16 protein-coding genes and 1 tRNA gene are annotated in these 20,577 nt (G+C 67.9%); 3 read left to right on the top strand and 14 right to left on the bottom strand.

Translation table 11 applies throughout. From position 1 onward, the window contains the following. Positions 1–22: 22 nt before the first annotated feature. The 11 genes from INQ40_RS05110 to rnd form a co-directional block, all read right to left on the bottom strand. Positions 23–1,861 carry a hypothetical protein gene (locus tag INQ40_RS05110; protein ID WP_228482127.1) on the bottom strand — a complete coding sequence of 613 codons (1,839 nt, stop codon included), beginning with the start codon at positions 1,859–1,861 and terminating at the stop codon, positions 23–25. Beyond that, on the bottom strand, positions 1,858–4,083 hold the full coding sequence (locus INQ40_RS05115) for a hypothetical protein (RefSeq protein ID WP_194342094.1): 2,226 nt from the start codon (positions 4,081–4,083) through the stop codon (positions 1,858–1,860). The genes INQ40_RS05110 and INQ40_RS05115 overlap by 4 nt, the downstream gene beginning before the upstream one ends. Beyond that, entirely contained in the window at positions 4,080–5,294 is a 1,215-nt protein-coding gene (locus INQ40_RS05120) for a BatA domain-containing protein (protein WP_194342095.1), read from the bottom strand. The genes INQ40_RS05115 and INQ40_RS05120 overlap by 4 nt, the downstream gene beginning before the upstream one ends. Continuing rightward, the gene (locus tag INQ40_RS05125) at positions 5,291–6,196 is read right to left on the bottom strand and encodes a DUF58 domain-containing protein (protein ID WP_228482128.1); all 906 of its coding nucleotides are present in this window, start codon (positions 6,194–6,196) and stop codon (positions 5,291–5,293) included. Before INQ40_RS05125 ends, INQ40_RS05120 begins: the two co-directional genes overlap by 4 nt. Positions 6,197–6,207: 11 nt before the next feature. Further along, positions 6,208–7,206, bottom strand: coding sequence for a MoxR family ATPase (locus tag INQ40_RS05130; protein ID WP_194342096.1), 999 nt, complete (start codon positions 7,204–7,206; stop codon positions 6,208–6,210). Positions 7,207–7,221: 15 nt separating this feature from the next. Then, a complete protein-coding gene (locus tag INQ40_RS05135) occupies positions 7,222–7,944 on the bottom strand; it encodes a DUF4159 domain-containing protein (protein WP_194342097.1) in 723 nt (240 codons plus the stop codon). 36 nt (positions 7,945–7,980) lie between these two features. After that, positions 7,981–9,315, bottom strand: coding sequence for a TldD/PmbA family protein (locus INQ40_RS05140; RefSeq protein ID WP_194342098.1), 1,335 nt, complete (start codon positions 9,313–9,315; stop codon positions 7,981–7,983). Positions 9,316–9,349: 34 nt separating this feature from the next. Beyond that, entirely contained in the window at positions 9,350–10,984 is a 1,635-nt protein-coding gene (locus tag INQ40_RS05145; RefSeq protein ID WP_194342434.1) for a TldD/PmbA family protein, read from the bottom strand. Between the two features lie 19 nt (positions 10,985–11,003). Next, entirely contained in the window at positions 11,004–12,638 is a 1,635-nt protein-coding gene (locus INQ40_RS05150) for a TldD/PmbA family protein (protein WP_194342099.1), read from the bottom strand. A 295-nt stretch (positions 12,639–12,933) separates the two neighbouring features. Further along, positions 12,934–13,009: transfer RNA gene (locus INQ40_RS05155), tRNA-Ala, on the bottom strand. 41 nt (positions 13,010–13,050) lie between these two features. Continuing rightward, positions 13,051–14,085, bottom strand: a complete 1,035-nt coding sequence (gene rnd / locus INQ40_RS05160) for a ribonuclease D (RefSeq protein WP_345776547.1) — start codon at positions 14,083–14,085, stop codon at positions 13,051–13,053. 291 nt (positions 14,086–14,376) lie between these two features. Between rnd and INQ40_RS05165 the strand changes: the two genes are divergently transcribed. Both INQ40_RS05165 and INQ40_RS05170 read left to right on the top strand, forming a co-directional pair. Beyond that, the gene (locus INQ40_RS05165) at positions 14,377–16,218 is read left to right on the top strand and encodes a formylglycine-generating enzyme family protein (RefSeq protein ID WP_194342101.1); all 1,842 of its coding nucleotides are present in this window, start codon (positions 14,377–14,379) and stop codon (positions 16,216–16,218) included. Positions 16,219–16,252: 34 nt separating this feature from the next. Then, positions 16,253–17,170, top strand: coding sequence for a M48 family metallopeptidase (locus tag INQ40_RS05170; protein WP_193986789.1), 918 nt, complete (start codon positions 16,253–16,255; stop codon positions 17,168–17,170). Positions 17,171–17,179: 9 nt separating this feature from the next. Here the strand turns inward: INQ40_RS05170 and phaR are convergent, their stop codons facing one another. From phaR to gluQRS, 3 genes are all read right to left on the bottom strand, one after another. After that, positions 17,180–17,668: a polyhydroxyalkanoate synthesis repressor PhaR gene (phaR, locus tag INQ40_RS05175; protein WP_194342102.1), complete on the bottom strand. Its 489-nt coding sequence runs from the start codon at positions 17,666–17,668 to the stop codon at positions 17,180–17,182. Between the two features lie 82 nt (positions 17,669–17,750). After that, positions 17,751–18,491: an acetoacetyl-CoA reductase gene (phbB, locus tag INQ40_RS05180; protein WP_193986793.1), complete on the bottom strand. Its 741-nt coding sequence runs from the start codon at positions 18,489–18,491 to the stop codon at positions 17,751–17,753. Positions 18,492–18,597: 106 nt separating this feature from the next. Then, complete coding sequence (gluQRS, locus tag INQ40_RS05185; protein WP_228482129.1) at positions 18,598–19,527, bottom strand: tRNA glutamyl-Q(34) synthetase GluQRS; 930 nt, start codon at positions 19,525–19,527, stop codon at positions 18,598–18,600. Between the two features lie 118 nt (positions 19,528–19,645). On the opposite strand from gluQRS, the gene htpX reads away from it, so the two are divergent. Continuing rightward, complete coding sequence (htpX, locus tag INQ40_RS05190) at positions 19,646–20,548, top strand: protease HtpX (RefSeq protein WP_194342104.1); 903 nt, start codon at positions 19,646–19,648, stop codon at positions 20,546–20,548. Positions 20,549–20,577 lie beyond the last annotated feature (29 nt).

Below are 20,577 nucleotides of genomic sequence, written 5' to 3' on the forward strand. Positions count from 1 at the left end.
GGTGGCGCGAGGCGCGGCGTTGCTATGGCCTTGGCCGATCACTGCGGGCCTCCGTTTTAGCGCGGTTCTTTGCCAGGCGAAGGCCCCAACGCGAGCGCTCCAGCCACCAGCAAGCGGTCGCGGTAGCCAGCCAGACCAGGAACCACGGCCAGCGGCGGCCGGTTTGTGAGGGTGGGTGCTGTGCGGAGGCTCCTGTGGCATCCGGGGAGCCGCCCGCGCCAGCCGCAAGCATCAGAGTCGCTTCGCGCAACGCGTTGGCGGTCATTGCCGGGGTTTGTCCTGCAGACGGAACCAGGAACGGTTGCGTGTGCTCAGCGTCGCGCAGCTCGTGCCAACCCGGAGCATCTGCCCAGAACCCGGCGCAGTCGGCGTCGCCACTGGCCGGATCGATGTTCAGGGTGACGGGGTCACCGACAGGCGACAGCACCTGCGCGCCTTCGCCGATGCCGCAGATCACGCTGCGCTGGTACGGCGCGGCAGCTTCAATCGTGACCGGGGATGTGGTCGCGACGCTGGCGCGGGCGAGGGTACTGAAGGCGCTGCTCCAGATCTCGCCGTGGACGTCCTGCCGTCCCGCCATGACCAGGCGGTAGCTGTCGACCAGCGGCCATACGCCGACGCGGCCTCGCCCATGCGCCACCCAGTACCCGAGCGGCGCCCCTGCGCCGTCAGCAAGCAATTCAATACCGTCAGCAGCGGTCACCCGCACCCCGCGGGCAAGGCTTGGGAGTGCGTCGGCGGCGTCGCCCGGCCCGACCCATTCGCCGCCGAGGCGGATCCCGGGGTCGGGGTTGGTGCGGGCGACGTCAAAGCCCAGCTCCGCCAATCGCTGGCGGTCGGCGTCGCCCGGCGGCCCAGTCATCCGCAGCAACAGGCCCAGGCCCCGGTCGAGCGCAGCGGCGAGGACCTCGTGTTGATCGCGGGTGAGGGCGCCCCAGCTGCGGTCGTCGAGTACGAGCAGGTCGAATTGATCCAGCGCCGCGGCATCGAATCGGCCGGGCGCGGTGCCGACCTGGGTGCCGGCGCCCAGGCTGATGCGGGTGTCGAGTCCGGCGCCGGCGTCCAGCGCCCAGCGGCGCAGGTACTTGAGTTCCGGCGATGGCGCACCGGCCAGTACGAGCACCTTCAAGTCGCGTGGGGGCGTCACGTCAACCGGTACCGGAGCCTCGTCGATGGTGTTGCCTTCGGTGTCCAGCACCAGCACTCGATAGGGCGTCAGGCCGGCGCTGCGTGCGCTGGCATGCAGCGTGAACTGCCCGTCGTCGCCGAGCTCGCTGCGATGCACCGGGCGATCGGCCGGATCGCGCAGTTCGACCGATCCGCCAGTGACTGCCTCCGCCCGTCCGCTGACGGCGAACCGTCGTCCGGCGGCCACGCGCTGCGGGGAGTGGATTTCGACCAGACCCGGTGGCTGCGGCGCTGCGCGGAACTCGATTTCCAGCCGGCGTGCTGCGTCGCGGTCGCGGGCGACCAGCCCGGCGCCCAGGACACGGATGCGTTGGGTCGCCGGATAGGTGCGCAATGCGCTGGCGAGGTCGGGAAAGCGCTCGGCGTCGGCGCGCATGCTCGTGCCGGCTTCGGGCAACGCCACGGTGCGGTCGCCGACGACACGCTGCGCGGCGACCTCGTCGGCACGCGCAGTCAGCACGACCAGGGTCCCCGGCTCATGCGGGACCGGCGGCGGGAACAGCACGAAGTAGAGCAGGCTGGCGCTGGCAATTTGGGTGAGCAACAGCATTGTCGTGCGCAAGGGATGGGGTCGCGACTCCCGAGGCAGCCGTGTCCGGACCCGGAGGGCGCGAACGCTGCCCAGCAGCACGGCGATCGCAAGAATTCCGATGAGCAGCAGTTGCGGGCTCATTGCTGGCCCTCGCGTTGCAGTGCGTCCAGATAGGCGTCGCCGGCTTCACCTGCAGACGACCGCTCCGACGCCGCGGCGGGTGGCCTTGTCACCAGCGGCCACAGCGCACCGCGCAGGCGCGCACGGCATTCGCGGCAAGCCGGGTCGCGGCGTACTTCCGCTATGGCCGCTGCCAGCTGGAGCGGATCCGCTTCAGCGACCTCCTGCGAGTCGACCCAGCGAGCAAGCTCGTCGACGTCGAGGTCGGGGCCTGCGGCGCCGGGCGTTGGCGACAGCGCGCGCCAGGCATCCACAGCGGTCGGATCGGGCGCGGTTGCCGGATGCAGCGGATCGCGACGACTGACAATGCCGCGGCGGTCACCGCTCAGGCGCCGGCCAGGATCGATCGGCGGCACCTGGCTGCCCACGCGCGGCAGGTAGATGCGCTCGGCTTCCTGCACCTGCTTGATGAGTTCCAATGCCCGGTGTGCGAAGGGCAGCGCGCGGTCCGGCTCACCCTGGCGAAGCTTGAGTTCTGACTGCCACATCTCGTTGAGCGCGGATCGCAACAGTTCGCGGGTTGCGGGATCCAGCAACGTCGCCGCCTCCGCATGGTCGTGGGTGTGGCCGAACTGCTCGAGCACGGCGGCTTCCTCACCAAAGGTCGGCTCGCGCTGGATCCCTTCGGCGTGGTCGTGCCCGTCTTCGTCTTCGGCCGCATGGGCGCGATCCGGCGCTGGTGCTGGCGCCGGTGCTGGCGCCGGTGCCTCCGATGCGACTTCAATCGGCAGGTCGGTCTGGTGCACGTCCTGGGCGTCGTTGGTGGGAAGCAGTTGCGGCGTGCCTCCGGTTTCCTCTCCGAGGAACTGGCCGTATCGAAGGCGAAGCAGCCGCTGGTCCACGCCGATGCGGTCTGACCGTTCCAGGTAGCGGTCGGCCGCCAGCCGCGGCTTCTCCTTCAGCAGCGCCTCCGCGTCGATGATGATCTGGCGCTGGCTGCGGAAGTAGGCCGGCATGACGCGCTTGACCTGGCCATCCAGGTCGGCCGACTCGACGACTGGCGGCGCCGGCCAGCGCAGGATGTAACTGGGGCTCACAACGGTGTGCGGCGACGGCGTTCGCCGGTCACTGACGCTGAGCCGCACGATCAGGTCCTCACCGGCGACCATGCCCAAAGGGGCGAGCGCGATCTGGTGGGCATAGCGCATCTGCTTGGGGCCGCCTCGACCGCGCAAGGTGATCGTCTGCTGGCGGGTGCTGATGTTCTCGCCACTGCCTACGGTCCGGGTGATGCTCAACTCGGCGGAGGGAAACAATCCGTAGTCATCGCTGGCCTCGAATTCGAGCGCCCATGGGCTCTGCCCGGGCGCCGCCATGGTCAGGGTTTGCAGCGGCTTGAGCACGCGCAACTCGGGTGGCTCGTCCGGGGTCACGTCGATCCGGTTCTCGGCCCCCTGTGCCGACGGCAGCGGGTGCTCCAGCTGCAGGTGATACAGGGCAGGGCGATCGATGCGGCGCCGGCCAACCCAGGCATCGCCGTCGCGCTCGAGCGCGAGTCGCTCGCCGTCGTGGAAAACCAGTTCGACCTGTTGCGGCATCGGCGCGAAGCGCAGGGTCCATTGCAGGACGGAACCTTCGGCTACCGTCGCGGCGAGGGTATCGATATGGGTTGCAGCCACGCCGGTGTAGGCGGGCGGTTGGATGTCGATGCTCACGCCAACCAGTTGCGCGGGACGGTCGGGCGACGCTCGCTCGGTGCCGGCAATGCTGGCAGTTAAGGATTTCTGCTGCGGCTCCGGATAGAGGACCACCGCGCCTGCGAGCGCGGCGGCAAGCGCGCCCCAGAGCAGCAGGCGGCGGTGTCGCCACGGCGCCCGCAGGTCGATCTGCGGGCCGTCGTGCACCCGTTGCCGCAGGCGCTGCTGTTGCAAATGCTCCAGGGGGTTGGTCGCAGGCCGATGCGGGAACAGCAGGTCCGCGCTGTCTTCCATGTCGCGCCGCCGTGCATTGAGCGTCCGCGCCAGCCAGCGTTCGTCGAACGCGCGTCCCACCTGCCAGGCGTGGCAGCCCGCGACGAGCGCGATCGCCGCCAGCACCGGGATCGACCAGGCCGCCGCATTGACCCGCCAGGCGACGGCGGCTGCAATCAGCAGCCACGGCAGTGCCAACAGTGCGGCCTGGAGGCGGGCGCGCCGGGCCGCAGCCTCACGTGCTCGCCGCAGGCGGGTGTCGGCTGTGCTCATGCAGCCGTCCTGCGACGCGGGCCATTGGCCATCCATCGCTCGACGAGGAACATCAGCGCGATCAGCCCGGCCAACGGCGGCGCAAGCGGGCGGGGGGCGTCCGGGTAGGGCGTCGCGCCCACGCGCGGGGCGTGCGCCTTGGCATCGACCCAGGCCGGATGAGGGGGTGTCCCGGCGAACAAGGCACTCAGGTGCTCGGGAAAGTCCGGCTCCAGCAGGATCGGCATCCCGGCGGGAGAAAGTTCGTGCTCCAGTTGCATCAATCGGCCACGTCCCAAACGGGTCCCGCGCGCAAGCGGGCCGGTGGCATCGCGCCAGATGACGGGCGCACCCTCCAGCTCCGGTGCGATGGCCTCCGCTGCAAGCAGGGCATCCCCGCCAGCGGCAACCCACTGGCGAACCGCATCCGGCAGCGGGCCGGGTACCAGCCAGGCCAGACGGGACCCAGCGAGCGGCGTGGCACCAGTCGCGACCGTAACTGCCGCCTCGGCGTCGTCCTCAGCCGCCGAACCGCCGCCGCGCGCCACATGCCATGCGGCACCTGCGGCCCGCAGATATTTGAGCCCTTCCGGGTGCTCCGGCGTGTAGCGGACCATCAGCGTCGGTATGGGCGGGCGGGTGTCGGTGGCGTCAGGCGGTGCTGACGGCGGTACGCCGTCGGGGACAACGCGCCAGTCGACCGTGCGGCTGAGGACGGGCCGTTCCGCATCGGCGCCGGGGATGACCGGTGGCACCAGCACCGTCAGTGGCGTGCCGGCGGGCAGGCTCGCGTCGAACTCGCGTAACAGGCTGGACAGGGACGCCTGGCGATCGCTTGGCAGCCCGGGCGCATCGACGCCGGCATCGTCGATCGTTGGAAAGCCCGGCGCCAGTCGTTGCCAACGCGCGTCGCTAAAGCCACTGTCGCGGCGAAGGGACGTGACGTCGACGCCAGGTGCCACCAGCACACGGGGCGTGCGGTCCGGGCGCCCGAACAGTACCGGCTCGGCGATCAGCAAGGCCAGGGCCGCCAGCATCAGCAGGCGCAGCAGCAACAGGGGGATTTCATCGAGGCGGTGCCTGCGTCGAGGTTGCGGCTTTGCCTGCAGCCAGCGCAGGGCGGCGAACACCACCACGCGCTGTTCGCTGCGCCGGGCCAGATGCACTAGCACAGGCACCAACAGCGATGCCAACGCAGCCAGCCCCAGCGGCAACATGAGCGACAGCGTCATGCCACGCGGCCAGCGTTGAACAGGCGTCGCAGCGGGAGGTCGAGCGGCTCGTCGAGCACGTATTCGACGTGGCGGATACCGCCGGCGGCTAGGCGTTTGGCAAGGGTGGCCCGCGCCGCGGCGAAGCGGGCGATGAAGCCGTCGCGCGCGGCGGCACCGTCGGCGATCAACTCCTCACCGGTTTCCGGATCGCGGAAACGATGGCCGCCAAGGAACGGGAAGTCACGCTCCTCGGTGGTGAGGATCTGCGCGTTCAATATTTCGCGACGGGCCGCGGCAAGGCGCTCGGCCAGGCGCACGACTTCCTCATCAAAGGTGTCGCCCAGGAACACGACCAGGCTGCGGGCAGCCACGTGCTCCCATAGCGGTCGCAGCCGCGCTTCGTCCGGCCACGCGCCGGCAGCCGCCAGACGGCGGAGTTCCAGCACGCATCGATCGCGATGGCGCGCTCCGGCGCCCAGCCCGGAAACCCGCAAGCCCTCACCGCCGATCATGGCCAATCCAAAGCGGTCGCCCTGTCGCAGGGCCACTTCGATCAGGCAGGCGGCGAGCGTCCTGGCCGCGTCAAGGCGGGACCATCCCGGGCGCGCGCGGTCCTCCTGCGCCATCGACGCGCTGGTGTCGATCAGGATCCACAGGTCCAGCGGGCTGTCACGCTCCGACTCACGGACAAAGAAGCGGTCCGAGCGCGCATAGAGTTTCCAGTCCACCTGGCGCAGCTCGTCGCCGGGCTCGTACGCGCGGTACTGGGAAAACTCCAGCCCGGCGCCACGGTTCTGGCTTTGGTGCAGGCCGAAGCCCTGCGGGCCTGCCGCTTGGCGCGCCGAGATCTGGATGCCTTTCAGCCGCGCACGCAGTTGCGGCGGAATCAGGTCGGGCACGGCGGCAGGTGAGGTGGCCACGGGATCGCGACTCAGCGTGGCGCCAGCGGGACGGCCCTCAACAGCGCTTCGATGACGTCATCGGTGCTTTTCTGTTCGGCCTCGGCAGTGAACGACAACAGCAGGCGATGGCGCAGGACCGGCGCGGCAAGCGCAAGCACGTCCTCGCGGGTCGCGGCCAGGCGTCCATGCAGCAAGGCCCGGGCCTTGGATGCGAGCACCAGCGACTGTCCTGCACGCGGGCCGGCGCCCCATTTCACCCACTCCCGCACTTCGCCGGGCGCGCCTTTATCGGGTCGCGTGGCGCGAACCAGGCGAATGATCCAGTCCAGCAGCTCGTCACCCAGATGGACCTCGCGCACACGCGCCTGCAAGGCCAGGATCGCGTCGCCGTCCATCACCCGGGGGACTTCGGCGTGGTGGGTGCCGGTGGTCTGGACGAGGATGTCGCGTTCCTCGGATTGGGTGGGGTAGGTGACCCGCACATGCAACAGAAAGCGGTCGAGCTGGGCCTCCGGCAGAGGGTAGGTGCCGGCCTGCTCGATCGGGTTCTGGGTCGCCAGCACGAAGAACGGCGAGGGCAACGGATGGGTGACGCCCGTGTAGGTGACGGTGCGCTCCTGCATCGCCTCCAGCAGCGCGGCCTGGGTCTTGGGCGGCGTGCGGTTGAGCTCGTCCGCCAGCAGCAGGTTGGTGAACACCGGCCCGCGCTGGAACTTGAAACTTCGATGCCCGGTGCCGTGGTCCCCCTCCAGGATCTCGGTGCCAATGATGTCGCTGGGCATCAGGTCCGGAGTGAACTGGATGCGCCGAAAGCCCAGGTCGAGCGCTTGCCCCAGCGAGCGCACCAGCAGCGTCTTGCCCAGCCCGGGCACGCCCTCAAGCAGGCAGTGGCCACCGGCGAGCAGGCCAATCAGCAACTGTTCCACCACCTCGTTCTGGCCCACGATCGCCTTGGCGATGGCGTCGCGCAGGGTGTCCAGTCCGGCCAGCTCGGACTGGATGTCGATTTCGGTGGGGGCGTCGTTCATGGGTATCCCGTTGATTCAGGCGGTCAGTGCGTAGATCACGATGTTGACCGCAAGCTTGGTGTTGTCCTCGGCCAGAAAGCGCCGATTGCGCCAGTCGTAGTCCCACTCGCAACCGTAGTCCTTGTTGCTATAGAGCACGCCGAGTCGGCCGTTGACCTCGATGCCCTTGAGGTAGTCGTGGACCAGGTCGTCGCCCCAGCCGTTGAGCTCGAAGGTCGTGGCGGGCGGGCCGTCCTTGAACATGAAAAAGCTGCGGTACAGCGCATGGCTGTTGGGCAGCTTTTTCATCGCCGTCCTGCCGAAGATCGAGGCCATCTGCGCCTCGAACGATCGGGCGAACAGGCCGTCGATGTCGTGGTTGCAGTCATCGACGAAGACGAACCCGCCGTTGCGCACGTATTGCTCGAAGTTGCGACGCTCGGCCGGGTTGAACTCGACCAGTTTGTGGCCGGCGAGGTAGCAGAACGGCGCCATCAGCATTTTCGGATCGGCCAGGTCGAGCACGTGCTCCTTCGGGTCGACGCGAAGGCTGGTGTAGTCGATCAGCGAGGTCAGCACATTGGACGGCATCCGCTCGTCGACGTCCCAGTCGCCCGATTCGTAGCGCAGGCGGGTGAACCAGAAGTCGTAATTCGTCGCCTGCGCGCGGGTGGCGAACGGCAGCGGGCCGAGCAGGGCGGCGGCCGCGGCCGCCCCGAACGTGCGCAGGAACCGCCTGCGGCCAGCGACGCTGCTCATCCCGTCAACACGGGCGATGAAGCGCCGCGAACACCGCTAGACCGCGTCCGAGAGCGACGTGAAGGTGAAGTCGCGCAGCTTCATCGGCGGGATCATCATCACCATGTCCGACTCATCGCCGGCCACGCGGACCGGCCTTCCAAGCTCGTCGATGTTGTTGAGCATGATCACCGGCGATTCGTTGAAGCGGAAATTCTTGACCGGGTATTTGATCTCGCCGTTCTCGATGTAGAAGGTGCCGTCGCGGGTCAGCCCGGTCAGCAACACGGTCTGCGGATCGACCATGCGGATGTACCAGGTCCGGGTGACCAGGATGCCGCGCTGGGTTTCCCGCACCAGGTCGCCGGTGGACTTGGTCCCGCCAGCCACCAGCAGGTTGCCGGGCCGGCCGACCGCACGCTTGCCCTGCTGCCTGGCCCAGAAGCGCGAGTACTGCAGGTTGGCGATCTTCCCGTCCTTGACCAGCGCCATCTTCTCGCGCGGCAGGCCCTCCTCGTCCCAGGGCAGCACCGCGGCTTCGGGGTTCCACGGGTCGGAGCTGATGTTCACGCGGGGGTCGTAGACCTGCTCGCCGAGCTTGTTGCCGCCGCCTTTTTTGGAGAGGAAGCTGCGGCCCTCGTCGGCCTGGCGCGCATCGAAGAACCGCATCATGAACGACACCAGGCCCGCCGCGGCAGCCGGCTCCAGGATCACCGTGTACTTGCCCGGCTCCAGCGCCTTGGCACCCGACGAACTGCGCGCCTTGCGGATCGCGGTCTGGATGTCGTTGCCGACGTTGAAGTCGCTGACATCGGCCAGGTTGCGTCCGACCCAGCCCGAACCGGTGCCGTCCTCGGTGCGCACGGTGCAGGTGTAATCCATCGCCGCGGCCTTCTGGTAGGCGAAGTTGCCCTTGCTGTTGGCCATCGCGGAGAAGCGCTGGCCGTCGTTGAGGAAGCCGGCGGCAACCAGGTTCTCCGCCTTGCTGGGCGCGATCGAATCGGCCGCGACCTGGGCCCGGTACTCGGGGGTGATCGCCGCGGTCGCCGCGTTGAAGGTCGGGCTTGGCTTGTACTCCTGTTTGTCGACGGCGGGAACGAACTCGGGGTTCTCCGGTGCCAGCTTGGCCAGCTCCTCGGCGCGCTGCACCACCCGCTTCAGCGCCGCGTCGTCGAACTCGTTGATCGTCGCGGTGCCGACCCGCTTGCCGAACGCCACCTGCACGCCCAGATCGGTGTTGCTGACCACGCCGCTGGTGGAGATATTGTTCAGCGCGAAGCGGACGTTGCCGTCGATCGCGCCGGTCAGCGTCGCCGTGCACTCGTCGGCCGTCGACAGGGCGATGACCTTGTCGAGGATCGCCTTGGCTTCCTGTTCGGTGAACATACCCATCTGTGCAACTCCTGATTGGTGCGTGCCTGGCGTCTCAGCCGAGGTTGCGTGCCGTGTTGATGACGTTGATGCCGTCGAAGCGGGTGGTGCTGGATCCGTGCGAGACGGCCGATACCTGCGAGGGCTGGCCCTTGCCGTCGAAGAACGACCCGCCAAGGCGATAGTCGCGCTGATCGCAGGTCGCCGAGCACGCGTTCCAGAATTCCGGGGTGCGGATCTGGTACGCGACGTCCTCGATCATGTGGGTGACCTCGCCGTTCTTGATCTCATAGAACAGCTGGCCGCCGAACTGGGCGTTGTAGCGCTGCTGGTCGATGGAGTAGGAGCCACGCCCGAAGATGTAGATCCCGTCGTCGACGTCCTTGATCATCTGCGCCGGCGAAAGCTTGGACTTGCCGGCCGCCAGGGAGACGTTGGGCATGCGCTGGAACTGTACGCTCGACCACGAATCGGCGTAGGAGCAACCGTGCGAGCGCTCTTCGTCGATGATGTGGGCCTGGTCGCGGGTGGCCTGGTAATTGACCAGCACGCCGTCCTCGACGAGGTTCCAGCGCTTCGCCGCCACGCCCTCGTCATCGAAGCCGATCGCGCCGAGCGAGTGCGGCTGGGTCCGGTCGGCGACGAAGGTCACCTGGTCGCTGCCGTAGCGGTAATCGCCCGAGCGCCACTTGTCGAGCGTGGCGAAACTGGTGCCGGCGTAGTTGGCCTCATAGCCGAGCACGCGGTCGAGCTCCAGCGGATGACCGACCGATTCATGGATGGTGAGGAAGAGGTTGCTGGGGTCCAGCAAGAGGTCGTACTTGCCCGGCTTGACCGACGGTGCCTTGAGTTTCGCCCTGGCATCGCGCGCCGCGGCCGCGGCGTCGGCGACGATGTCGTAGGAATCCGAATACATCACCACGCCGCCGGGCAACTCGAAGCGGTGCTGCGGCTTGGGGTCGAGGAACTCATAGCCCATCCCCATCGGCGAGGACAGCCCGTCGCGGCTGCGGAACTTGCCGCTGGCCTTGTCGATCGCGGTGACGGTAAACGGCGTCCAGATGCGATGGATGTCCTGGTCGATATAGGAGCCATCGGTGGAGGCGAAGTATTTCTGCTCGTTGACCTGGAACATCCGCGAGGCGACGAAGCTCGCACCGGCGGCGGTCGCCGCGGCATTGGCGGACATCAGCAGCTCGACCTTGTCCTTGATCGGTACTTCCATCGCGTTGCGCTGGATCGGCGTCGCCCAACTGACCTCGCCGACCGCGCGGGTCGGGGCCAGCTGGACGGGTTCGGTGATCGTGCCGGCATTGGCCTTCGCGATCGCCAGTGCCTGCCGGGTCGCCTCGGCTACCGCATCGGTACCGAGCCGGTTGGTGGCGGCAAAACCCCAGGCGCCGTTGGCCAGCACGCGGATGCCGACGCCCGTGGATTCGGTATTGACGACGTTTTCGACCTTGTCTTCGCGGGTGGTGATGAACTGGCGCAGGTAGCGGCCGATGCGCACGTCGCAATAGCTCGCACCGCCGGCTTTGGCGGTATCCAGCGCGGTGTCGGCCAGGCGCTTCTTCAAGGCGGCATCGATACCGCCGGTCAGCTCCTCGGCGGCAATGGCCCGGCCGAACGCGGGCAGCAACAGCAGCCCGAGCCCTGCGCTGGAGGCCTTGAGGAAATCGCGGCGGTGCATCATCGCTCGTGTCCTTCCATCAACCCAGGTTGCGCGCGGTGTTGATCACGTTGACGCCGTTGAAGCGCGCGGTGCTGGAGCCGTGGGATACCGTCGACACCTGCGAGGGCTGGCCCTTGCCGTCAAAGAACGACCCGCCGAAGCGGTAGTCGCTCTTGTCGCAGACCGCCACGCAGGAATTCCAGAACTCCGGAGTCTGGATCTGGTAGGCGACGTCCTCGAGCATCCCGGTGATCCTGCCGTCCTTGATCTCGTAGAACAGCTGGCCGCCGAACTGCGCGTTGTAGCGCTGCTGGTCGATCGAGAACGAGCCGTCGCCGATGATGTAGATGCCTTTCTCGACGTCCTTGATCATGTCCGCGACGCTGAGTTTGGCGTTGCCCGGGGCCATGGACACGTTGGGCATGCGCTGGAACTGCACGCTCGACCAGGAGTCCGCGTAGGAGCAGCCGTGCGATGCGTCCTCGCCGAGCAGGTGGACCTGGTCGCGCGTCGCCTGCAGGTTCACCAGCTTGCCGTCCTTGATCAGGTCCCAGCGGCGGGTCTTTACGCCCTCGTCGTCGTAGCCGACCGCGCCCAGGCTTCCGGGCTGGGTCTTGTCGGCGAAGATGTTGACGTTCTTGCTGCCGTACTGGAACCGGTCGCGGACCTTGTCCAGGCTGACGAAGCTGGTCCCGGCGTAGTTGGCTTCGTAACCGAGCACACGGTCCAGCTCGAGCGGATGCCCCACTGATTCGTGGATGGTCAGCCAGGTGTGCGAGGGGTCGAGCACCAGGTCGTATTTGCCGGGCTTGACCGACGGCGCCTTGAGCTTCTCCACGGTCTGCCTGGCGGCAGCGATCGCGTCGGCGCGCATGTCGTAAGACTGGCCGTAGGCGGTGACGCCGTTGGGCAGCACGAAGCGGCCCGAGGCGTCGCCGTCCAGGTATTCAAAGCCCATGCCCATCGGCGCCGACAGGCCGCTGCGGGTGCGGAACTTGCCGCTGGCCTTGTCGATCGCGGTGATCGTCATCGGCGCCCAGATGCGATGCACGTCCTGGTCGATGTAGGAGCCGTCGGTGGAGGCGAAATACTTCTGCTCGTTGACCAGGAACAGCATCGAGTTGACGAAGCTGGCCCCCGCGCCCATCGCGTCGGCATTCACGCCCAGCAGCAGGTCGGCCTTTTCCTTGAGCGGCACCGCCATCGCGTTCTTGCGGATGGGCGTCTTCCAGCTCACCTCGCCCAGGCCCGGCGTGGCGGCCAGCTCAACCGGGGCGGTCTGCGTCTTCGCGTTGGCCTTGGCGATGGCCGTCGCCTGCCGGGCGGCCTCGGCGACACCGGCCGTGCCCAGGTCGTTGGTCGCCGCGAAACCCCAGGCACCATCGGCGATGACCCGCACGCCGATGCCGGTGGATTCGGTATTCACCACGTTCTGGACCTTGTCCTCGCGCGTGATCACGAACTGGCGAAGGTAGCGGCCGATGCGGACATCGCAGTACGACGCGCCGCTGTCGGTGGCCGCCTGCATCGCCGTGTCGGCGAGCGATTTCTTCATCGCCAGGTCGAGTGCGGGATCCAGCAGGGCCTCCGCTGCAATGGCGTGACCCCATCCGGGGATCGCCAGGCCGGCGACGCCGAGGCTGCTGAGAGTGAGAAACTGCCGTCTATCCATCGTTCATGCGCCACTGGTGTGCTCGACCGGCTTTGACGAACGCAAAGCGTTGGAGACAGGAGGGGAAACCGCGTGAATCGACTGTGGTGAGGAGTCCGGAATGCGTCAAGTGACCTTCGACACATCCGTTGGGGCAGATCCGGATCCGGCGCGACTTGGCCTCATGAGGCAAACAAACCCGCATCACTCGGACAGAAGGAAAGCCCGCATTTCCCGGTTGATGTCCCACACAGCAAAAAGCCCTGCGCGGATGGCAGGGCTCTTTACGGTTCCGGACGCGATCCGGACTGCTTCATGGTGGAGCGGAGGGGGATCGAACCCCTGACCTCCACGATGCGAACGTGGCGCTCTCCCAGCTGAGCTACCGCCCCATGAAAGCGGGGCCAAGTCTAACGGGGCGGCGACGCCAGCGCTAGTGCTTCGGCTCCAGCAGTGGCGTCAATACCGGTTCGAGGACTTCCTGCCGCCAGCCGGCGAGCGCGTCGGGCCACTCACCATGGTCAAGCAGGCTTTCCAGGTGCTTGCGCGAGGCGAGCACACCGGATGGCAGGTGCAGATCCGCGCTGAGCGCAGCAACGGCATCCTGCAATGCGCGCAGGCGGTTCTTGTCGCGTCTTTCCGCGACCCGCGCGTCGGGCGCACCATCCTCCTCGCCAACCGGCGTGTGGAGGGCTTCCCAGATGGCGCCGGTCAGTTTGCGCGGCGCCTTTGGATGGCCGTCGAGCAGGGCCTGCAGCGCTTCGGGGTCGGTCGGCTGCTCGCGCGCGATCAGCAGCGCCAGTTCGTTGTCGAGGATCCAGCCCCGCGGGCGGTCGGTCTCGCGGGCATACCGGTCGCGCCAGCGCAGCAGGCGGATGGCGCTGCGTTGGGCACCGGGATCCAGGAACTGCGAGCCGCGCAGGGACAGGTGCGGCCAGCGTTCCAGCCCGTCGATCTCGGCGTTGGCGAGCGCGCGCTCCGCGTCCTCGGCGAGCCATCCGCTGCGCTCCTGCTTTTCCAGCAGGCTCTCCAGCACATCGTGCAATTCGAACAGATGGCGGACGTCGTCGGCGGCGTATTCCAGTTGCGATGCCGACAGCGGGCGGCGCAACCAGTCCGAGCGTGTCTCGCCCTTGGCCAGCGGCACGCCGGTGATGCTTTCCACCAGCTTCTGGTAACCCATGCCGCCGCCCACCCCGGTCAGCGAGGCCGCCAGCTGGGTATCGAAAAGCGGCCGCGGCAGCGCATCACACGCGTGCTTGAAGGCGACCAGGTCCTCGCTGGGGCTGTGCATGATCTTCAGGATCGTCGTATCGGCGAGGATCGCCGCGAGCGCTTCATTGATGCCCGGCGCCAGGCTGTCCACCAGCAGGATGTCGAGCTGTCCGTCGCGCTCCAGCGCGATCTGGACCAGCGCCAGTTTCGGCCAATAGGTGCGTTCGCGAATGAATTCGGTGTCCACCCCGATGCGCCCGGGCGCAGGACTCAGGCGCGCGCGGAGGTCATGGGGATCGTCGATCCAGACCGGTGCGGGGCTGGCGGAGCGGGGCGGAGAAGTCGCGAAATCTGTCACGTGCGGTAAGCCGGAGACGGGAGTTGCCGGGAGCGGCGACAATAGCCTACTTTCAGCGTGCCTTTACCGGCGCGCCCCACCGCGACAGCCCACGGGCGAGGAGGACGATTGCGCCACCCAGTGCCAGCCGCATCGTCGTTCGCGCAGGGTCCGCGCGGCCGAGTCGCCGTGATCGTGGCGGTGCTGATGGCAGCCCTGACGCTCGCCTCGGCGTGCTCCCGGTCCGACGGTAACGGGGCGATCGATCAGCCTGCCGGCAAGGAAGGCAGCGGCGCGGCACCGGTGGTGACGATCGGCCCCGACGAGGCGATGCCCGAGGTGGTCGTGTGGGAGGCGCCCAGCATCCAGGTCGACGAGGGCAATACCGACGAGCTCAAGTCGCAAGCCCACGAAGCGCTGGAAGCCGGCCGCCTGTTTGGTGATGGCGATGGTGACGGTGAGGGTGCTGGCGCGATTCCGCTGTACCTTGCCCTGCGCCAGAGCGCGCCGGATGATCCCGAGGTCCAGCGCGGTTTCGGCGAGGCGGTGGATGCGCTGGTGAGCCGTGCGGACACGATGCTGGCTGCGGTCGAAGACGAACCTGCGGCGCTGCGCCAGGCGCAGGAAGTCGGCTCGGTGCTGCGCGTCGTGGCGGCGCAGGATCCGCGGGTGGTCGCCTATCTGGACCAGCTGCAGACCGTCGAGCAGGCGCAGGAGGCCAGCCTGCGCGGCGAGCGGGCGCTGAACCAGGATGACATCGGCGAAACGGGCGATGGCGGCGCGATCGGCTGGTTTCGCCAGTCGCTGGAACTTCGACCGGGCAATGCCCGGGCCACGCAAGGACTGGCTGCCGCCGAGAGCGCCCTGATCCGGCGCGCGGAAAAAGCCGCCGAGGCCGACGACTACGAGCAGGCCGGGGATTGGCTCGACAAGGCCGCCGGCTTGCGGCCGGACATGGACACCGTGGACCGGGCGCGCGCCCACATCGCGCGCGTGCGCCTGGCGCGCATCGGCAGCCTGCGCGACCAGGGCATCGCCGCGCTGAGCGCGGAGGGCGGGGTGGATGTCGCCCGCGCCCACCTGGCGAACCTGCTGCGCATTGCACCGGAGGGCAATCCCGCCGCCGTCGAACTGCGCGAGCGCATCGAGCTTGCCAGCCACTACGGGCTGTTCCGGCCCGGCCAGGTATTTACCGAAGCCTTGCGCCTTGGCGGACGCGGTCCCGCGCTGGTGGTGATTCCGCACGGGGCGTTCCGCATGGGCGCCAGCGAGACCGACCCGGAGGCCACCGACGCGGAGCGTCCCGCGCGCACTATCCGTTTTGACCGCGGCCTGGCGGTCGCCCAGCACGAGGTGACGGTGGCCGAGTTCCGCCGCTTCATCACCGCGACCGGATACACCACGCGTGCCGCGCGACGCGGGTACTCGACCATCTACGACGAGCGCAGTGGCAACCTCGTCCGCCGCAACGGCGTGGACTGGCGCCACGACTACACCGGCAAGCCGGCTGCGGACGAATTGCCGGTGCTCCACGTCAGTGCGCGCGATGCCGACGCCTACGCCGAGTGGCTGGCCGACCAGACCGGGCACCGTTACCGGCTGCCCAGCGAGGCCGAATTCGAGTACATGCTGCGCGCCGGCAATCCGGGGCCGTTTCCGTGGGGCGAGGGTGCCCCGCCGCCGGGCAGCGGCAACTACACCGGCGCGCTGGATGCCTCCCCCAGCGGCCGCCATTGGCGCAACGCGTTTGCAGGTTACGGGGACGGCGCCTGGGGACCGGCGCCGGCAGCAAGCTATGCGCCCAACGGCTACGGTCTGTTCGATGTCGCGGGCAACGTCAGCGAGTGGGTCGGCGACTGCTGGCACGGCAGTTACCGTCGCGCGCCCACCACCGGCAAGGCCTGGGTCAATCCCGGTTGCCGCGAGCGCGTCGTGCGTGGCGGCTCGTGGGCCAGCTCGCCGGAACAGACGCGTTCCTCCTGGCGCCTGGCCAGTGACGCCAACACCACAAACGCGCGCGTAGGCTTCCGCGTGGTGCGCGAGATCTGAGCCGGTTGCACCCCGGCCCCTTTGAGGAAACACGATGAACACCGATCGCATGGGAAATCGGCCCGGACCCGGGCGCCGCCGCGGTGTGGGCGTCCGCTGGTGGATCCTGGTGGCATTCGCCGCCTTCGCCGCATGGCAGTGGTTTGGCTCCGCCGAGACCGATCCGTACACCGGCGAGACGGCGCATTATGGCGTCAGCACCAGTGAAGAGGTCGACCTGGGCGCGCAGGCCTATCGCCAGGTGCGCGCCGACGCGCAGGGCCAGGGCGCGCTGCTGCCTCCCGATGCGCCGGCCAGTCGCGAGATCCGCGCCATTGCCAGCCGGCTGATCGAAAAAGTGCCCCAGGTCACCGCCGACTTGGCCGCGCAGAACCAGCAGGAGGCGCCGACCACCTACAAGGACTTCCAGTGGGACGTCAGCGTCATCCAGTCCGACGAGGCGAACGCATTTTGCCTGCCCGGCGGGAAGATGGCGGTCTACACAGGGCTGATGCCGATCACCCAGACCGAGGACGCGATGGCGGTGGTGATGGGGCATGAGATCGCCCACGCGCTGTTGCGTCACGGCTCGCAGCGCATGGCCCAGCAGAACCTGGTGCAGATGGGCCAGATCGCCGCGAGCATGGCCGTGGATGGCATGGATCCGCAGCAGCAACAGATGGTAATGGCCGCCCTGGGTGCGGGCGCGCAGTACGGGCTGATCCTGCCGTACGGGCGCAACCACGAAACCCAGGCCGACGAGATCGGGTTGATGCTGGCCGCCGCGGCCTGCTACGACCCGCGTGCCGCCGTGCCCTTGTGGGAGCGCATGTCGCAGCTGGGCGGCGGTGCACGTCCTCCGGAGTTCGCCTCGACCCATCCGGACCCGGCGAACCGCATCCAGACGCTGCAGGGACTGATGCCGCAGGCGCTGGGCTTCTACGAAAAATACTGCGGCAGCGCGCCGCAGTAACCGCGCCGGTCAGGAGTCGGACGGCTCGTCGGTATTGCGCCCGGACCTGGGCGCCTGGCCGACGCTGGCGGAGAAGTTCTTCTGGAACTCCTTCCACAGGGTCATGTTGCGCTCGGTGAGCTGGTTCATCATCGTCCACGGTGTCTGGCCGAGCACGTTGCCGATCTGCTTGCGGAACTGCTGCTGCTGGTCGAGAAAGGCCTGCATCGACTGCTCCAGGTAGCTGCCCATGTAGCCCTGCAGCGAGTCGCCGTAGAAGCGGATGATCTGGCTCAGCAGTTCGGTGGAGAGCATCGGCTCTCCATCCTGTTCGTGCTCGCTGATGATCTGCAGCAGCACCTGGCGGGTAAGGTCATCGCCGGAGCGCGCATCCACGACCTCGAACTCTTCCCCATCGACGATCAGCTGGCGCACGTCCTCGATCGTGATGTAGCTCGAGATGCGGGTGTCGTAGAGACGCCGGTTCGGATATTTCTTGATGACACGCTTGGATGACATCGACAGGTCCCTGCGGCAATGATGCCCTGCAGCATGGCGGAGCACCCGGAGCCTTGCAACAGCGCCGTTGGCGCCTGTTCGGCTACCAGCCCATGTATTGGCCGCCGTTGGCCGACAGGTTCGCACCGGTGATCCAGCCGGCTTCCTCCGGCACGAAAAAGCTCACCGCGTAGGCGATCTCGTCGGGCGTGCCGAGCCGACCGGTGGGGATCTGGGCGATGATCTTCTCGCGGATCTCCTCGGGCACGGCCATCACCATCTCGGTGCCGATGTAGCCCGGCGACACCGTATTGACGGTGATACCCATGCGCGCGTTTTCCTGCGCAAGTGAGATGGTGAAGCCGTGCATGCCGGCCTTCGCCGCGGCGTAGTTGGCTTGGCCGTACTGGCCCTTCTGGCCGTTGATCGAGCTGATCTGGACAATGCGCCCCCACTTGCGCTCGCGCATGCCCTCGATCACCGCGCGGGTGACGTTGAAGCACGAGTTGAGGTTGGTGCAGATCACCTCGTCCCACTGCTGCGGCGTCATCCGGTGGAAGGTGGCATCGCGGGTGATTCCCGCGTTGTTGATCAGGATGTCGACCGGCCCAAGTTGCTTTTCGACATCGCGGACCATGGCGGCGCCCTGGTCGGGGCAGGACACGTCACCGGCGGCCAGGGTGACCTCGTAACCCTCCGCCTTCATTTTTTCCTGCCAGGCGCGTCCGCGGGCCTCGTCGCGATAGTTGGTCGCGACCTTGTGGCCCATCTTGCTGAGCCGCTTGACGATGGCGGTACCGATTCCGCCGGTGCCTCCGGTGACCAGTGCGATTCGTTGCGACATGGTGTTCTCCTTGATGGGGACCGGAACAGGTCCCGGTTGCAGCCCCGGCTGTCGGGTGCGGCGGGCCGGTGACGCCTGGCGCAGGTATCTAAGGTGTAGCAGAGCGTCAGCGTTTGTGCGAGAGCGGCAGCGGTCCGCTCCGCATTGGCTGGATCGGGATGCGGTTGGGATCAAAGCCCGCCACCGCCTGCTCCAGCAGCGCTTCCACGTCGCCGGTCGCGGCAAGGCAGGACAGGTCCTGCCCCAGCATTCGCCACGCGCTGCGCAGGGCGGGGATCGGAGTCGAAGGGTCCAGGGGATGCGCGCGCTCGGATTTGGACAGTTTCCTGCCGGCCGCGTCCAGCAGCAAAGGGAGATGGGCGTAGCGCGGGGTCGGCAGCCCCAGTGCCCGCTGGAGCAGGATCTGGCGCGCGGTGGATCCGATCAGGTCCGCGCCCCGGACGACGTCGGTGACGCCCTGCGCGGCGTCATCCACCACCACGGCCAGCTGATAGGCCCAGCATCCATCCGCGCGGCGGATGACGAAATCACCGACCTCGCGGTCGACCCGCTGCTGCACGTGCCCACGGATCCGGTCGGTGAAGGCGACCGCGCTGTCATCGGCGACCCGGAAACGGATCGCCGGATCGCGCCGGTCCGATCGTGCCACGCAGCGGCGGTGGATTCCGCCGACGGCGGACAGCTGGCCGCGGCTGCAGTGGCATTCGAAGGCGAGCCCGGCGTCGAGCAGCTGTTGCAGGGCGCGCTGATAGAGCGGCTCGCGCTGCGACTGATACACCACCTGCGCGTCGGGGCGGAGTCCGAACGCCTCCAGCGCAGACAGTTGCGACGCGGCAGCGCCCGCCACCTCGCGGCCGTGGTCCACGTCCTCGATGCGGACCAGCCACTCGCCTCCGGCGGAGCGGGCGAGCAACCAGCTGCCAAACGCCGACAACAGCGAGCCGGCATGCAGGGGTCCGGTTGGCGAGGGCGCGAAGCGGCCGCGGTAGCCGCTGCCCGGCGGCGCCGCGCGCGCGTGCAGTGATCCGCTCGGCAAGGGCGGGCAATCCGGGTCTGACGCCATGGTGTCTCAAGGTCGCTGGCTCTTGAATTCGGCCCGAGCGTGCCACAGATTGCGGTACGGCTGCGCAACCCGCGCAGGAAGGAATGTGTCGATGTTCAAGCGGATCGGATTGTTCCTGGCCACCAACCTGGCAGTGATGGTGCTGCTGGGTGTGGTGTTGAGCGTTTTACAGGGTGTTTTCGGCATCCGGCTGGGTGACAACGGCACCTTGCTGGTGTTTGCGATGATCTTCGGCTTCGGCGGATCGCTGATCTCGTTGCTGATCTCCAAGTGGTCGGCCAAGCGCTCGACCGGCGCGCAGGTCATCGAGACGCCGCGCAACGAGGCCGAGCAGTGGCTGGTGGCCACGGTGCGCCGGCAGGCCGACGCGGCCGGGATCAAGATGCCGGAGGTCGCCATCTACGAGGCACCGGAGATCAACGCCTTCGCCACCGGTCCGACCCGCAACAACTCGCTGGTCGCGGTATCCACCGGTCTGCTGGGCGCCATGAACCGCGACGAGGCCGAGGCGGTACTGGCCCACGAGGTCAGCCACGTGGCCAACGGCGACATGGTGACGATGGCGCTGGTGCAGGGCGTGCTCAACACCTTCGTGATCGTCGCGGCCCGCATCGTCGGACGCATCGTCGACAGCTACCTGAGCGGCAACCGCGAAAGCAGCGGCGTAGGCTTTGGCTACTACATCACCGTGTTTGTGCTGGACATGGTGTTTGGCCTGCTGGCGAACATGATCGCGATGTGGTTCTCGCGCTACCGCGAGTTCCGCGCCGATGCCGGCGGTGCCAGCCTGGCCGGTCGCGACAAGATGATCGCCGCGTTGCAGAGGCTGGGCCAGAACCAGGGCGTCAACACCCTGCCCAACCAGGTGGCCGCGTTCGGGATCAGCGGCGCGGTCGGCCATGGCATGCGCCGCCTGCTGCTCAGCCACCCACCGCTGGAGGAACGAATCAACGCCCTGCGGGCGCGGGCGGACACGGTGCGCACTGTCGCCTGATCGATTTTTTTCGGCAAAAGAAAAACCCG

The organism is Lysobacter sp. H21R4, from assembly GCF_015277535.1.
Taxonomy (GTDB): Bacteria; Pseudomonadota; Gammaproteobacteria; order Xanthomonadales; family Xanthomonadaceae; genus Novilysobacter; species Novilysobacter ciconiae.